The sequence below is a fragment of the Streptomyces sp. LHD-70 genome, assembly GCF_031157275.1.
GTDB lineage: Bacteria > Actinomycetota > Actinomycetes > Streptomycetales > Streptomycetaceae > Streptomyces.
The window spans coordinates 26,128-41,709 of sequence record NZ_JAVIFW010000012.1 but is presented as its reverse complement, the minus strand read 5'-3'; the positions used below and the strand labels follow the sequence as shown (position 1 = coordinate 41,709).

Genomic DNA, 15,582 nt, shown 5'->3' with positions numbered 1-15,582 from the left:
CATGAGAACTCCCCTACACCTCGGCTCGCGCGCGGTCCGGCTGCGGCTGTACGGCGTCGTGTTCATCGCCGTGATCGGCCTGCTCCTCGGGCTCTCGGTGGCCACCTACCAGCAGGCGTTCACGCCCGTCGTGCGGATCACGCTGCAGGCCGACGAACTGGGCAACCAGTTGGAGCCGCGCGCCGACGTCAAGCTGCGCGGGCTGCTCGTCGGGGAGGTGCGCGAGGTGAGCGCCGACGGGGAGAAGGCGACGCTCGGCCTCGCGCTGAAGCCGGAGCACGTCGAGCGGATCCCGGCGGGCGTGCACGCGCGGCTGCTGCCCAAGACCCTGTTCGGGGAGAAGTACGTGGAGCTGGTCGCCCCGCGCACCGCGTCCGGGCGGGCCATCCGCGCGGGCGACGTCATCACGCAGGACCGTACGACGGTCGGCATCGAGGTGCAGCAACTCCTCAACGACCTGCTGCCGCTGCTGCGTGCGGTGCGGCCCGGCGAGGTCAACGCCACCCTGAACGCGTTCGCCACCGCGCTCGACGGGCGTGGGGAGCGGATCGGCGACAACCTGACCCGCGTCGAGAAGTACCTGCGCCGCCTCAACCCGCATCTGCCGTCCCTGAAGGAGGACATCGCGCGGTTCGCGGACGTGGCCGAGGTGTACGCCGACGCGGCTCCCGACCTGATGCGGATCCTGGAGAACTCCGTGACGACCAGCCGCACGATCGTGGAGAAGCGGGACCAGCTGGCGGCCGCGCTCACCGGGACGGCCACGGCGGCCGGCACCGGCGAGGAGTTCCTCGACGCGAACGGCGAACGCCTCATCGCCCTCGGCCGGGTGTCACGGCCGACGCTCGCCCTCTTCGACCGCTACGCGCCGCAGTACCCGTGCCTGTTGGAGGGCCTGGTGCGGCAGGACAAGGCGTCCGACCCGACCTATCGAGGCGGCAAGATGCACATCACCCTGGAGTTCGTCCATCCGCAGGACGCGTACGAGCCGGGCGACGAACCGCGGTACCGGGAGCGTTCCGGGCCCGACTGCCGGGGCCTGCCGCACCCCGGGGTCCCGGCCCCGCACACCGATCTCGCCGACGGCACGAACGGCAGCGGAAGGGGTGGCGGAAAGCCCGGAGCCCCGACGGTGTCCGGCACCAAGGCCGAGCAACGGGCGGTCGGTTCGCTCGTCGCGCCCGTCCTGGGGACGTCCCCGGACCGGGTGCCGCCGGTGGCCACGCTGCTGTTCGGGCCGATGGCGCGCGGGACGGCGGTGAGCGTCGCATGAGGGTCGGGAAAGCCACCGAAGTGGCCGCGCCGCTGGTGAAGTTCCTGCTGTTCGCGGTGGTCACCGTCGTCGCGACGGCCCTGCTCGCGGCCACGATCGTCAACATCAGCCTTACGCCCGAGCACACGTACCGCGCGGTGTTCAGCGATGTGACGAGCCTGGAGGAGGGCGACGACATCAGGGTCGCCGGGGTGCGGGTCGGCGAGGTCGAGGAGATCCGGATCAAGGGCCGCACGCGGGCCGAGGTGGCGTTCACGGTCACCGAGGAGCGGCCGCTGTTCACCAGCACCCGCGCCGTGATCCGCTACCGCAGCCTCGTAGGACAGCGCTACATCGCCCTGACCGAGGGCGCGGGCGGCGACACCCCGCTGCGGCCCGGCGGGGAGATCCCGCTGTCCCGTACGCAGCCCGCGCTCGACCTGAACGCACTGCTCGCCGGGTTCAAGCCGCTGTTCGCCGCGCTCAGCCCGAAGGACATGAACCAGCTGGCCACCGAGATCATCAAGACCCTTCAGGGGGAGGGCGGCACGGTGAACAGCCTGCTCGCGCACACCGCCTCGCTCACCAGCACGCTCGCCGACCGGGACCGGCTGATCGGCTCCGTGATCGACAACCTCAACGAGGTGCTCACCACCCTGGACAAGCGCGGCGCCCGGTTCTCCTCGCTGCTCAAGCAGTTGCAGCGGCTCGTGTCGGGCCTTGCGGCGGACCGCAAGCCGATCGGCGAGTCGCTGGTGAACATCGGCGATCTCACCGAGGCCACCTCGGGCCTGATCCACGAGGCGAGGCCGCCGCTGCGCGACGACCTGGCCGAGCTGACCGACCTCACCGGAACCCTGAACCGGAACGAGAAGACCGTGGAGGGCGTCCTGAAGCGGCTGCCGAACAAGCTCAACAAGCTGACCAGGACGGCGAGTTACGGCTCCTGGTTCAACTTCTACCTCTGCGACTTCGACGGCCGCGTCGTGCTGCCGACACGCAAGGGCGAGGCCCCGAAGGTGCTCACCCCCGAGCTGCACGTGGCGCGGGCGAGGTGCGGCGGATGAGGGCGCGGATACGGCTGCCGTGGCGGACGACGCCGTTCCGGGAGCGCAACCCGGTGACGGTCGGTGTCGTCGGCCTCACCACGCTCGGCCTGCTCACCGCCGCCGCGTTCAACGCGGACGACCTGCCGGTGATCGGTGCGGGCGAGACGTACAGCGCGGCGTTCTCCGAGGCGGGCGGGCTGAAGCCGGGCGACGAGGTGCGGATCGCCGGCGTGAAGGTCGGCAAGGTCGACGAGGTGGACCTGGACGGCGACCACGTGAAGGTCACCTTCCGGGTCAAGGGCGACCCGGCGTTCGGCACGAGGACCGGCGCGGCCATCCGGATCAAGACCATCCTCGGCGCCAAGTACCTGTCCCTGGAGCCGGAAGGGCCGGGGCAGTTGGCGGCGGGCAGCGAGATCCCGATCCGCCGTACGACACCCGCGTACGACGTGGTGACGGCGTTCAGCGATCTGACGACCACGACGGAGAAAGTCGACACGGCCCGGCTCGCGAAGGCCATGGACACCATCTCGGCCACCTTCGAGGACTCCCCCGCCGAGGTGAAGGCGTCCATCAAGGGCCTGTCGCGGATCTCCCGCACGGTCGCCTCCCGGGACGAGAAGCTCCGCGAACTCCTCGACCACGCCAACGGCGTCACGGACGTCCTCGCCGACCGCTCGGACGAATTCGGCACCCTCGTCAAGGACGCCGACAAACTCCTCACCGAGATCGCCAAACGGCGGACCGCGATCCACGAGCTGCTGAAGAGCTCGGCCACCCTCGGTATCGAGCTGTCCGCGCTCGTGAAGGAGAACCGCGAGCAGATCGGCCCCGCCCTGAAGGGCCTCGACCGGGTCGTGTCGATGCTCGAACGCAACTACTCCAGCCTGGAGCGCAGCGTCCAACTGCTCGCCCCGTTCGTGCGCCTGTTCAGCAACACCCTCGGCAACGGCCGCTGGTTCGACAGTTACATCCAGAACCTGGTCGCCACCCCGGTGGTCCCGCGCAAGGGAGACTCCCGATGAGAAAGCCCACGACGCCGATACGGCTGGGACAGCGCGTACGGCTGCTGCGGCGTACCGCGCTCGTGGCCGCCCTCGCCCTGGTCGCCACCCTCACCGTGGTCCTGTGGCCGAGCCCCGAACCGGTCCGGGTCACCGCGTACTTCCCGCGCACCGTCGGCATCTATCCCGGATCGGACGTACGGGTCCTCGGCGTGCGGATCGGCGAGGTGCTCGAGATCGAGCCGGAGGGCGAGCGGGTGCGGGTCGTCCTCGCCTACGACGCCGAGCGCAAGGTGCCCGCGCAGGCCAAGGCCGCGATCATCAACTCCTCGGTGGTGAGCGACCGTTACGTGCAGCTGCTCCCGGTGTACCGCAAGGGCCCGGCGCTGCGCGGCGGCGATGTCATCCCGCAGAGCCGCACCGCCGCCCCGGTCGAGCTGGACCGGGTCTTCGACTCGCTGCACACCACGGCGGAGGCGCTCGGCCCGCGCGGCGCCAACAAGGAGGGCTCGCTCGCCCGGCTGCTCGGCGTGAGCGCGGACAGCCTCGAAGGGCAGGGCGCCGATCTGCACACCACCGTCGAGGACCTGTCCAAGGCCGTCACCACCTTGTCGGACGGGCGGGGCGACCTGTTCGGCACCGTACGGAATCTGCAGGTCTTCACGGCCGTGCTCGCCAAGGACGACAAGAGCGTGCGGTCGTTCAACACCAGCCTGCGCAAGGTCGCCGACCAGCTCGCCGGTGAACGCAAGGACCTCGCGGCGGCGCTCAAGCACCTGGGTGTGGCACTCGCCGACGTCACCGAGTTCGTACGGGACAACAAGAAGGCGCTCACGGACGACGTGAAGGGGCTCACCAAGGTCACCAAGGTCCTGGTCACCCAGCAGGACGCGCTCGCCGAGATCCTCGACACCGCGCCGACCGGTTTGGGCAACCTGCAGAACGCGTACAACGCGAGCTCCGGCACCCTCGACACCCGCAACAACGCGTCGGAGACCGCCCAGGACCCGGCCGCGCTGCTCTGCTCGCTGCTCGGGACGACCGGCGAACGGCGGGACGCGGAGTGCGAAGAGCTGAAGAAGCTCTTCGACTCACTGCCCGAACTGACGCGGCAGCGGGGCGGTTCGGGCCTGGCGTCGACCGACAGGACGCTCGGCGGAATCCTGGAGGCGGCATGAGTACCCTGCCGCGCGGGAGCCGCGCGGCCACCTGGGTCGCGCTCGGCTCGCTGTTCCTCGCGGGCTGCGACTTCAACGGCCTGTACGACGTGGACCTGCCGGGCGGCGCCGCCGACGACGCGGACGCCTACCGGGTCACCGTCGAGTTCCGGGACGTCCTCGACCTGGTGCCGCAGTCCGCGGTGAAGGTCGACAACGTGACCGTGGGCGCGGTCGAGAAGGTCGAGCTGAAGGGCTGGCACGCGCGCGTACGGCTGCGGGTGGACCGGAAGGTGAAGCTGCCGGGCAACGCGGTCGCCGGCCTGCGGCAGACCAGCATGCTCGGCGAGAAGTACGTGGCGCTCTCCGCGCCGCCGCAGGGCGAGCCGGTGGGCCGGCTGCGCGACGGGGACCGCATCCCGCTGTCCCGCAGCGGCCGCAACCCGGAGATCGAGGAGGTGCTGTCGGCCCTCTCGGCGCTGCTCAACGGCGGTGGCGTGGCCCAGTTGAAGACCATCACCGTGGAGCTCAACAAGGCCTTGGAGGGCCGCGAGAACCGGCTGAAGTCGCTGCTCAAGGAGCTGGACACGTTCATCGGCGGCCTCGACGAGCAGCGCGCGGACATCGTGCGGGCGCTCAAGGGTGTCGACCGGCTCGCGAAGCGGCTGCGGGGCGAGAAGCGGACGATCGGCCGGGCCGTGGACACCCTGCCCGGCGCCCTCGACGTGCTCGCGGACCAGCGCGAGGACCTGACGAAGATGCTCACCTCGCTGTCGAAGCTCGGCAAGACCGGCACGAAGGTCGTGAACGCGTCCCGCGCCGACGTCGTCGCCAACCTGCGCCATCTGCGGCCGATCCTGGAGCAGTTGAACAAGGCGGGCGACAACCTGCCCGACTCCCTGGAACTGCTCACCACCTACCCGTTCCCGCGCAGCGCGACCGACGCCATCAAGGGCGACTACGTCAACCTGAAGATCACCGCCGACCTGGACCTGGCGAGCATCTACGGCAACCTCGCCGACGAGCCGGGGAAGCCCGGCAAGCCCGGCGGCCCGGACACCCCGGACCTCCCGAAGCCGCCCGGACTCCCGGACGTACCGGACCTGCCCGGCGCCCCCGACGTCCCGAAGCCGCCGAGGCTGCCGGACAAGCCGGAGCTGCCGGACGATCCGGGCGGAGGCAGCGGCGGTGGCGGCCTGTGCCCGCCGGTGTGCACGGGCGTCGGGTACTCCGCGTACGGCCCCTACGGGGGCGGCTCGGGTCTGCCGCCCGGGGTCGATCCCGACCTCGCCGAACTCCTGTTGAGGGGGCTGTCCTAGTGCTCACCCGCATGGTCGTTCCGAGGGGGCCGTCCTGATGCTCACCCGCATGGTCGTTCCGAGGGGGCCGTCCTGATGCTCACCCGCATGGTCAGGGTCCAGCTGATCGCCTTCGCCGCGGTCACGGCCGTCGGCTGCAGCTATGTCGGCGCCCGGTACACGGGCATCGGCGACGCGCTCTTCGACGACCGGTACTCGGTGCGCGCCGACTTCGCCGAGTCCGGCGGCATCTTCGAGGGCGCCGAGGTCACGTACCGCGGAGTGCCCGTGGGCCGGGTCGGGGAGCTGCGGCTCGGCGGCACGGACGGGGTGTCGGTGGAGCTGGACATCGAGGACGGGGCCCGCGTCCCGGCGGACACCCTGGCGGTGGTGGCGCACCGCTCGGCGGTCGGCGAGCAGTACGTCGACCTGCAGCCGCGCAGCGACGGCGGGCCGGTGCTGCGGGACGGCGCCACCATCGCCCGCGAGGACACCCGGGTGCCGCTCGCCACCACCGACCTGGTGCTCAGCCTCGACCGGCTCGTCAACTCGGTCGGCAAGAAGGACCTGAAGGTCACCGTCGACGAGCTGGGCAAGGCCTTCGCGGGCACCGGCCCGCACCTCGGCCGCCTGGTGGACTCCGGGAACGACCTGGTCGAGTCGGCCTCCGGCGCGTTGCCGGAGACCGTCGCGCTGATCGAGGACGCGCGGAAGGTCCTGAAGACCCAGTCCGACCAGGGCTCGGCGATCAAGTCGTTCTCCGGCGACCTGGCCGCGCTCACCGACGAGCTGAAGGCCCGCGACGGCGACCTGCGCAGGCTGATCGGGAACGGCGCGCCCGCCGCGCACGAGCTGGACGCCCTCCTCAAGGCCAACCGCAGCCAACTCCCGGTCCTGCTCGGCAACTTGATCAGCGGAGGCCAGGTGACCGTGGCCCGGCTCCCCGGCGTGGAGCAGGCCCTGGTGACGTTCCCGCTCACCGTCGCCGGGAGCTACACCGTGGTCCCCGGCGACGGCACCACCCACTTCGGCCTGGTCGCGGGCAAGGACGATCCGGCGCCGTGCCGCAGCGGCTACGACACGCAGCGGCGCGACCCGGCCGACACCGGGGAGCGGCCCGCGAACACGGGGGCGCGCTGCACGGAGCCCCGTGGCAGCGACACCTCCGTGCGCGGCGCCCAGAACACCCCCCGCGCCTCGCCCCGTACGTCCGGCACGTCCGGCGCAGACCCGGCGGCGCACGTCTCCCCGTACGACCCGGAGACCGGCACCGTCGCCGGGCCGGACGGCAGGCCCGTCGAGATCGGCTCGACCGGCGGCGAACAGAACGCGTTCGGAAAGGACTCGTGGCAATGGCTGCTCGTAGGACCGATGGCATGAGCGGAGGCAAGGGCTCCGGCGCGGCCGGGAGCCTGCTCTCCGCCCCTCCGGTGCGGGCGCTGCGCCGCCTCGGCTCCCGGCTCACGCGCATCGCCCGCGGCTCGCGCGTCCCAGCGATCGGACTGGCCCTCGCGACCGTCGCCGTGTCGGCGCTCGCGGTCTGGCTCGGCCTGAAGGTGTACGAGCAGCGGGCGGCGGAGCAGCGGCAGCAGGACATCCTGGCCGCGGCCCGGCAGTCCGCCGTCAACTTCACCTCGCTCGACCACCGGCACTACGAGCGGGACAGCAGGAACGTCCTCAAGTCCGCGACCGGCGAGTTCAAGAAACAGTTCGCGGCGCAGACCGGGCAGTTGACGGAGCTCGTCGAGAAGAACAAGTCGGTGTCGAAGGGCCAGGTCCTCGAAGCGGGCATCACGCGGTCCGACGAACGCACCGCCCGCGTCCTGGTGGTCGCCGACAGCAAGGTGACCAACACCGCCGCCCCCGAGGGCCAGGCCCGCACGTACCGGCTCCAGTTGGATCTGCGCCTGGAAGGCGGGCGCTGGCTGACCTCCGGCGTCGAGTTCGTCGGCTGACCCGCGCAGTCCCCGCCCCGCCCGTGAGGAGAGAAACCGTGGCGAACACCAGCACCCGAGGCCGCGGCACCGGCCCCGGCTCCCCGAGCCGACGCACCCTGAACGCGGCGGCGCGCGCCGCGGCCAAGCGGTCCGGCGGCGCCCGCCCGCAGTCCCGGGACCCGCTGGCCGATGTGCCCGAGGACCTGGTCAACGACCGTACGGGCCTGCCGGAGGTGGAGCGGGTCGTCGGCGAGGTCCTGAGCACCCCCGCGCCGGGACCGGAGGAGCCGGAGGAGCCGGAGGAGAAGGACGCTCCGGAGCAGCGGCCGAAGCCCGCACCGAAGCCCGCACCGAAGCCCGCACCGAAGCCGGACGTCCCGCGCCGCGCCGCCCGCGCCCGGCTGACGGCCCTGCTCGCCGTGCTGACCGTGGCCGCGCTCGTCACGGCCGCCGCGCTCGGCCTGGAGTACCAGGAGGGCCGCCGGGTCCAGGAGGCGCGTACGGCGGCCGTGGAGGCGGCGCGTACGGCCGCGCCCTTGGTCCTGTCGTACGACCACCGGCGGCTCGACAAGGACTTCGCCGCGGCGCGCAAGCACCTGACGGGTTCCTTCCGGGAGGAGTACGGGCGGACGACGAAGAAGGTGGTGGCACCGACCGCGAAGAAGTACAAGGGCGTCGTCAAGGCCTCGGTGGTCGCGCCGCCCGACGGGGGCGCGCCGGCGGCCTCGGTGGTGTCGGCGACGCCGGACCGCGCCGTGGTGCTGCTCTTCGTCAACCAGGTCACGCGCAGCACGCGCGTCTCCGACTCGCGGGTCGATCTGAGCCGGGTGCGGATGACGCTCACGCGGACGCCCGAGGGCTGGAAGGTGAGTGCGGTGGACGCGCTGTAGCCGTCCCGTCCGCCCGTTCCCGGAGCGCCTCCCCACCTGGGGAGGCGCTCTTTTTGCGGCCGGTATTGCGGGCCTTTTGCGGGCGGTCTTGCGGCCGGTCTTGACAGCCCTCCCCACCTCCAGGCAATCTTTCCATCAAGTAGAAAGTAACTTCCGCAATACGGAAGGAGCGCCGACCCCTCATGCCACGCTTTTCGATGGATGCAGCCGCGGACCAGCGTTTCAACGTCAACCTGTCGATTCTTTTTACCGAGCTCCCGCTCCTGGAGCGCCCCGCGGCCGCCGCCGCGGCGGGCTTCACCGCGGTCGAGCTGTGGTGGCCCTGGGTCGACTCCCCGACGCCCGAGCAGGCTGAGCTCGACGCCCTGAAGAAGGCGATCGAGGACGCCGGAGTGCAGCTCACGGGCCTGAACTTCTATGCCGGCCAGCTGCCGGGTCCGGACCGCGGTGCGCTGTCCATCCCCGGCGAGGAGTCGGACAAGTTCCGCGCCAACCTCAAGGTGGCCGCGGACTTCGCGCAGTCGCTCGGCTGCAAGGCGCTCAACGCCCTGTACGGCAATCGCGTCGACGGCGTCGACCCGGCCGCGCAGGACGAACTCGCCCTGGAGAACCTCAAGTTGGCCGCTGCCGAGGCGGACCGCGTCGGCGCGATCCTGCTGATCGAGGCTCTCAACGCGCCGGAGTCGCCGAAGTGCCCGATCGTGAGCGCCCCCAAGGCGATCGAGATCGTGGACGCGGTCAACGCCGCCACCGGACTCGGCAACGCCAAGTTCCTCATGGACCTGTACCACCTGTCCATGAACGGCGAGGACCTCGACGAGATCATCGCCAAGTACACCGAGAAGACCGGCCACGTGCAGATCGCCGACAACCCGGGCCGTGGCGCTCCGGGCACCGGTGACCTGCCCCTGGAGTCCCTCCTGGACCAGCTGAAGCAGGCCGGTTACGAGGGCTTCGTCGGCCTGGAGTACAAGCCCGGCGACAAGCCGAGCGCCGAGGCCTTCGACTGGCTGCCGGCCGAGGCCCGCGCCGCTCGCTGAGCCCCGCTCGCCGAGCTTCCCCCGCGCGTTCCCTCGACGCGCCCGAGTTGCCGCCCGACTGTGCGGCGGGCGGCAACTCCCCCTTCGTATCAAGCGCTTTGAAAGGCACCCTCATGAGCAACCTTCCCAAGATTGCGTGGATCGGCCTCGGCATCATGGGCTCCCCCATGTCCGAGAACCTGATCAAGGCGGGCTACGACGTCACCGGCTTCACCCTGGAGCAGGACAAGCTGGACCGCCTGGCCGCCGCCGGTGGCACCGCGGCCAAGTCGATCGCCGAGGCCGTCAAGGACGCCGACGTGGTCGTCACGATGGTGCCCGCGTCGCCGCAGGTCGAGGCCATCGCGTACGGCCCCGACGGCATCCTGGAGAACGCCAAGTCGGGCGCGCTGATCGTCGACATGTCGTCGATCACGCCGCAGACCTCCGTGGACCTGGCGAAGAACGCCAAGGAGAAGGGCATCCGCGTCATCGACGCGCCCGTCTCCGGTGGTGAGGCCGGTGCCATCGAGGCCGTCCTGTCCATCATGGTCGGCGGCGAGCAGGCGGACTTCGACGAGGCCAAGCCGCTCCTCGACGCCCTCGGCAAGACCATCGTGCTCTGCGGCCCGCACGGCTCCGGCCAGACGGTGAAGGCCGCCAACCAGCTGATCGTCGCGGTCAACATCCAGGCGTGCGCCGAGGCCGTGGTCTTCCTGGAGAAGTCCGGCGTGGACCTGAAGGCCGCGCTCGACGTCCTCAACGGCGGCCTGGCCGGCTCGACCGTGCTGACGCGGAAGAAGGACAACTTCCTGAACCGGGACTTCAAGCCGGGCTTCCGCATCGACCTGCACCACAAGGACATGGGCATCGTCACCGACGCCGCCCGCAACGTCGGTGCGTCGCTGCCGGTCGGCGGCGTGGTGGCCCAGCTGGTCGCGTCGCTGCGCGCCCAGGGCGACGGCGGCCTCGACCACTCCGCGCTGCTGCGCGCCGTGGAGCGCCTCTCGGGCCAGCAGGTCGCCTGACGGCCCGTCCCCCAGATCTCCGGGCGGCGCCCGCGCTGACACCTGTCCTGTCGCGCCCAGGCGCGGGCGCTGCCCGGGTCATTCGCAGTTCACTCCTGCACGAGGGTCCTGGCCATCGAGCGCCAGGGCCCCGTCAGGCATGCCGCGAACCGGCCCCCGGCATTTTTTCAACAAACTGTTGACGTTCGGCCCGGGCCGAACTTACGCTCCAGCACACAGCGGAAAAGTCTTTCCGCGGCACCGCGGAATTCCTCCGCTCAGCAGCTCCCGCACGGAAGGTCACCATGTCGAAGCGCGTGCTTACGACCGAGTCCGGCGCCCCGGTCGCCGACAACCAGAACTCCGCCACCGCCGGCGTCGGTGGCCCGATTCTCCTGCAGGACCAGCACCTCCTGGAGAAGCTCGCCCGCTTCAACCGGGAGCGCATCCCGGAGCGCGTCGTGCACGCCCGCGGCTCCGGCGCGTACGGCCACTTCGAGGTGACCGACGACGTCACCGGCTTCACCTCCGCCGCGTTCCTCTCCGAGGTCGGCAAGCGCACCGAGACGTTCCTGCGCTTCTCGACCGTGGCCGACAGCCTCGGTGGCGCCGACGCCGTACGTGACCCGCGCGGTTTCGCCCTGAAGTTCTACACCGAAGAGGGCAACTACGACCTCGTCGGCAACAACACCCCGGTGTTCTTCATCAAGGACCCGATCAAGTTCCCCGACTTCATCCACTCCCAGAAGCGCGACCCGTTCACGGGCAAGCAGGAGCCGGACAACGTCTGGGACTTCTGGGCGCACGCCCCCGAGGCCACGCACCAGATCACCTGGCTCATGGGCGACCGCGGCATCCCCGCCTCGTACCGCCACATGAACGGCTACGGCTCCCACACGTACCAGTGGACCAACGCCCAGGGTGAGGCCTTCTTCGTCAAGTACCACTTCAAGACGAACCAGGGCATCCGCTCCCTCTCCGCCGAGCAGGGCGCCGAGCTCGCGGGCCAGGACGCCAACTCGCACCAGACGGACCTGCTGCAGGCCATCGAGCGCGGCGTGAACCCGTCCTGGACCCTGTACGTGCAGGTCATGCCGGCCGCCGAGGCCGCGGACTACCGCTTCAACCCGTTCGACCTCACCAAGGTGTGGCCGCACAGGGACTACCCGCTGCAGCGCGTCGGCCGCCTGGTCCTGGACCGCAACCCCGACAACGTCTTCGCCGAGGTCGAGCAGGCCGCGTTCTCCCCGAACAACTTCGTTCCGGGCATCGGCCCCTCCCCCGACAAGATGCTGCAGGGCCGCCTGTTCGCCTACGCGGACGCGCACCGCTACCGCCTGGGCGTCAACCACACCCAGCTCGCGGTCAACGCGCCGAAGGCGACCGAGGCGCACAACTACGGCCGCGACGGCCTCATGGCCGCCAACGCCCAGGGCCGCGGCGCCAAGAACTACGAGCCCAACTCGTACGACGGCCCCGTCGAGACCGGCCAGCCGCTGGCCGCCCCGCTGGCAGTGACCGGCCACACCGGCACCCACGAGGCCCCGGCCCACACCAAGGACGACGACTTCTTCCAGGCGGGCGAGCTGTACCGCCTGATGTCCGAGGAGGAGAAGAAGCGCCTCGTCGCCAACATCGCCGGCGGCCTCTCGCAGGTCACCCGCGACGACGTCATCGAGAAGAACCTCGCCCACTTCCACGCCGCCGACGCCGACTACGGCAAGCGCGTCGAGGAGGCCGTCCGCGCCCTGCGCGAGGACTGAGCGAGCTTCGACTCGCAGGCTCCGTACGGTGTTTGACGGGAGGTCAGGCATCGTACGGGTATGCCCTCGCCAGGGACCCGGATGAGGGGTGGTCCAGGGCAGGGCGTCCGCTCCGGCGGACTGCTAAGACCGCGGCGGTGTGCGAGCCAGTGCGGTGGTAAAGGTGCGACGGGCCCTTCTCGACCTGAGGGAGGGGAGACCGGGCTCCATCGCATCCGCCGCGGTCCCAGCACCACAGACTCCGTCCGGCGGCGCGAACGTCCTGTCGCGCCAGCCTTGCGCCGTCGGACGGCAACAACGGCATAGTGACAACTCCTGAGCCAGAGCGCCGAGTTGCGGACGGTCCCGCGACTCGGCGCTCTTTCGCGTCCGCGGGGTTGGGGGGCCGGGGCCTTGCGTGCGCCGTTGCGCCCCTCTCCCCTCCCCGCCCCTTCCCGCTTGTACGGCCGGCGCCGCGTGGCCTCAGCGGACAGCGCCGAGGGCTGCGCCCCCAGACACCCGCTTCGGGCTCCACCCCGGACCCGTATCGCGCTGAACGCGCTCGTCCTCAAACGCCGGACGGGCTGGATTTGGCTGCGCCTTCACCCCCAGACCGACGAATCCAGCCCTGCGCCAGCACTGAGCGACGACCAGAGCTCACGCGTCCGAGGCGGGGAACCAGCCCAAACCCAGCCCGTCGTCCGGCACACGGGGAGCGAGCTCAAATCAAGCCCGTCCGACGCACGAGCGCGAGCCCCAATCCCGCCCGCCCGGCGCCCGAAGAGCCAGCCCAATCCCGCCCGCCCGGCGCACGAAGCGCGAGCCCAATCCCAGCCCAGCTGCCGCCCGGAGCGCGAGCCCAATCTCAGCCCGTCCGGCGTTTGAGGACGAGCCCGAAGGGCGATCGGGGTCCGGGGCGGAGCCCCGGGGCGGGGGCCAGGGGGCTCGCCCCCTGGAGCCGTCCGCTGAGGCCACGCGGCGCCAGCCGCACAGCGGGAAGGGGCGGGGAGGGGAGAAAGCAGCCCGCCGCTCAGAGCCCGCCGGGCACGCCGAAGGGGCGGTCCACCCCCCACGGGTGGACCGCCCCTTCAAGTCAGGCCGGGACTACGGCCTTTGACGAACTCTCAGGCCTTCGCGGGCTTGAGGGACTTGATGGCCGTCGGCGCGTGCCAGTCCTCCGTCGCGACCTCTTCGAACTCCGTGACGTCGCTGATGTCAGCGGTCTTGCTCATCGCGATGTTCGTGATGCGCTCCAGGATCGCCTCGACGACGACCGGGACGCGGTGCTCCGCGGCGAGCTTCTTCGCCTGCTCCAGGGCGTCCCCGAGCTCGCTCGGGTCCGTCACGCGGATCGCCTTGCAGCCGAGGCCCTCGGCGACCTTGACGTGGTCGACGCCGTACACGCCCAGCTCGGGGCTGTTCTGGTTCTCAAACTCCAGGTTGACCTGGAAGTTGATGTCCAGACCGATCTGCGCCTGGCGGATCAGGCCCAGGTAGGCGTTGTTGACCAGGACGTGGACGTACGGGATGCGGTGCTGCGCGCCGACCGCCAGCTCCTCGATCATGAACTGGAAGTCGTAGTCACCGGAGAGCGCGACGACCGGGGTCTCCGGGTCGGCCTTGGCGACGCCGAGCGCGGCCGGGATGGTCCAGCCGAGCGGGCCGGCCTGGCCGCAGTTGATCCAGTGGCGCGGCTTGTAGACGTGCAGCATCTGCGCGCCCGCGATCTGCGACAGACCGATGGTCGTCACGTAGCGCGTCTCGGGCCCGAAGGCCTTGTTCATCTCCTCGTAGACGCGCTGCGGCTTCATCGGGATGTCGTCGAAGTGCGTACGGCGCTGCAGCGTGGACTTGCGCTCCAGGTGCGAGGCGACCCACTCGGAGCGGTCGGGCAGCTTTCCGGCCGCCTTCAGCTCGCGCGCGACCTCGACGAACAGCTCCAGGGCCGGCTTGGCGTCGGACGTGATGCCGTAGTCCGGCGGGAAGATCTTGCCGATCTGGGTGGGCTCGATGTCGACGTGGACGAACTTGCGGCCCTCGCGGTACACGTCCAGCTTGTAGCCGGTGTGACGGTTGGCCCAGCGGTTGCCGATGCCGAGGACGAAGTCCGACTCCAGGAACGTGGCGTTGCCGTAGCGGTGGGCGGTCTGCTGACCGACCATGCCCGCGTTCAGGTCGTGGTCGTCGGGGATGGTGCCCCAGCCCATCAGGGTCGGCACGACCGGGGTGTTGGTGATCTCGGCGAACTCGACCAGGAGGTCGGAGGCGTCCGCGTTGATGATGCCGCCGCCCGCGATGATCAGCGGGCGCTCGGCGGCGACCAGGAACTGGATCGCCTTCTCGATCTGGGCGCGGGTCGCGGCGGGCTTGTAGACCGGCAGCGGCTCGTACGTCTCCGGGTCGAACTCGATCTCGGCCATCTGGACGTCGATGGGCAGGTCGATCAGGACCGGGCCCGGACGGCCGGAGCGCATCAGGTGGAACGCCTGCTGGAAGACGCCGGGGACCTGCGCGGCCTCCAGGACCGTGACGGCCATCTTGGCGACCGGCTTGGCGATCGACGCGATGTCGACGGCCTGGAAGTCCTCCTTGGCGAGGAGGTGGCTCGGGGCCTGGCCGGTGATGCACAGGATCGGGATGGAGTCGCCGATCGCGGAGTACAGACCCGTGATCATGTCGGTGCCGGCGGGGCCGGACGTACCGATGGCGACACCGATGTTGCCAGGGTTGGTACGGGTGTAGCCCTCCGCCATGTGCGTGGCGCCCTCGACGTGGCGGGCCAGCGTGTGGTCGACCCCGCCGACCTGCTTGAGGGCCTTGTAGAAGGGGTTGATCGCGGCGCCCGGCACACCGAACGCGTTCGTAACGCCCTCGCGCTTGAGGATCTCCACTGCCGCCGCGGCGGCTGTCATTCGAGGCATCGAGTACTCCTGCGTCGACCTGTCGGGCACTTCCACCGCCACCACCTGGCCGTTTCCGGTGGTTTTCACTATGCGGAAGTAATGTTCTGCTATACGGAAGCAATGTAGAAGCAGGGTGTCGAGGTCGTCAAGAGCCAAATCGCGGCGAGGGCCTCTCAGGCCCCCGCATACGCCCCCCTTCGGCCCGTACTCCCGCCAACCTGGCCAACTCCCTCCCCAGAAGCGCGTCCTTGGTGGACGATGGGGGCGCGGCATGGCACACGGGGCGTCACAGCGAAGGGGGCGACCATGGCGAGGGGCGGCGCT

The 15,582-nt window shown here is 70.7% G+C and carries 12 protein-coding genes; 11 read left to right on the top strand and 1 reads right to left on the bottom strand.

Features of this window, described 5'->3' with window-relative positions:
* Window position 1: 1 nt before the first annotated feature.
* The 11 genes from RCO28_RS23670 to RCO28_RS23620 all read left to right on the top strand — a co-directional run bounded on the left by RCO28_RS23670 (window position 2) and on the right by RCO28_RS23620 (window position 12,376).
* The gene (locus tag RCO28_RS23670; protein WP_308943244.1) at window positions 2–1,273 is read left to right on the top strand and encodes an MCE family protein; all 1,272 of its coding nucleotides are present in this window, start codon (window positions 2–4) and stop codon (window positions 1,271–1,273) included.
* A complete protein-coding gene (locus tag RCO28_RS23665; protein ID WP_308943243.1) occupies window positions 1,270–2,319 on the top strand; it encodes an MlaD family protein in 1,050 nt (349 codons plus the stop codon). Before RCO28_RS23670 ends, RCO28_RS23665 begins: the two co-directional genes overlap by 4 nt.
* Window positions 2,316–3,326 carry an MCE family protein gene (locus RCO28_RS23660; RefSeq protein ID WP_308943242.1) on the top strand — a complete coding sequence of 337 codons (1,011 nt, stop codon included), beginning with the start codon at window positions 2,316–2,318 and terminating at the stop codon, window positions 3,324–3,326. The genes RCO28_RS23665 and RCO28_RS23660 overlap by 4 nt, the downstream gene beginning before the upstream one ends.
* Window positions 3,323–4,483 (top strand): MCE family protein, encoded by a 1,161-nt coding sequence (locus RCO28_RS23655; protein ID WP_308943241.1) that lies wholly within the window; start codon window positions 3,323–3,325, stop codon window positions 4,481–4,483. Before RCO28_RS23660 ends, RCO28_RS23655 begins: the two co-directional genes overlap by 4 nt.
* A complete protein-coding gene (locus RCO28_RS23650) occupies window positions 4,480–5,781 on the top strand; it encodes an MCE family protein (RefSeq protein ID WP_308943240.1) in 1,302 nt (433 codons plus the stop codon). Before RCO28_RS23655 ends, RCO28_RS23650 begins: the two co-directional genes overlap by 4 nt.
* A 75-nt stretch (window positions 5,782–5,856) precedes the next feature.
* Window positions 5,857–7,140 carry an MlaD family protein gene (locus RCO28_RS23645; protein ID WP_308943239.1) on the top strand — a complete coding sequence of 428 codons (1,284 nt, stop codon included), beginning with the start codon at window positions 5,857–5,859 and terminating at the stop codon, window positions 7,138–7,140.
* Complete coding sequence (locus tag RCO28_RS23640; protein ID WP_308943238.1) at window positions 7,137–7,715, top strand: hypothetical protein; 579 nt, start codon at window positions 7,137–7,139, stop codon at window positions 7,713–7,715. Before RCO28_RS23645 ends, RCO28_RS23640 begins: the two co-directional genes overlap by 4 nt.
* Window positions 7,716–7,753: 38 nt before the next feature.
* Window positions 7,754–8,587: a hypothetical protein gene (locus tag RCO28_RS23635; RefSeq protein ID WP_308943237.1), complete on the top strand. Its 834-nt coding sequence runs from the start codon at window positions 7,754–7,756 to the stop codon at window positions 8,585–8,587.
* 182 nt (window positions 8,588–8,769) lie between these two features.
* Window positions 8,770–9,627, top strand: coding sequence for a TIM barrel protein (locus RCO28_RS23630; protein ID WP_308943236.1), 858 nt, complete (start codon window positions 8,770–8,772; stop codon window positions 9,625–9,627).
* A 113-nt stretch (window positions 9,628–9,740) separates the two neighbouring features.
* Entirely contained in the window at window positions 9,741–10,634 is an 894-nt protein-coding gene (locus RCO28_RS23625) for a 2-hydroxy-3-oxopropionate reductase (protein WP_308943235.1), read from the top strand.
* Window positions 10,635–10,918: 284 nt separating this feature from the next.
* A complete protein-coding gene (locus RCO28_RS23620) occupies window positions 10,919–12,376 on the top strand; it encodes a catalase (RefSeq protein ID WP_308943234.1) in 1,458 nt (485 codons plus the stop codon).
* Between the two features lie 1,103 nt (window positions 12,377–13,479).
* Here RCO28_RS23620 and gcl read toward each other — a convergent pair.
* Window positions 13,480–15,276, bottom strand: a complete 1,797-nt coding sequence (gene gcl, locus RCO28_RS23615) for a glyoxylate carboligase (RefSeq protein ID WP_308943233.1) — start codon at window positions 15,274–15,276, stop codon at window positions 13,480–13,482.
* Between the last annotated feature and the right edge of the window lie 306 nt (window positions 15,277–15,582).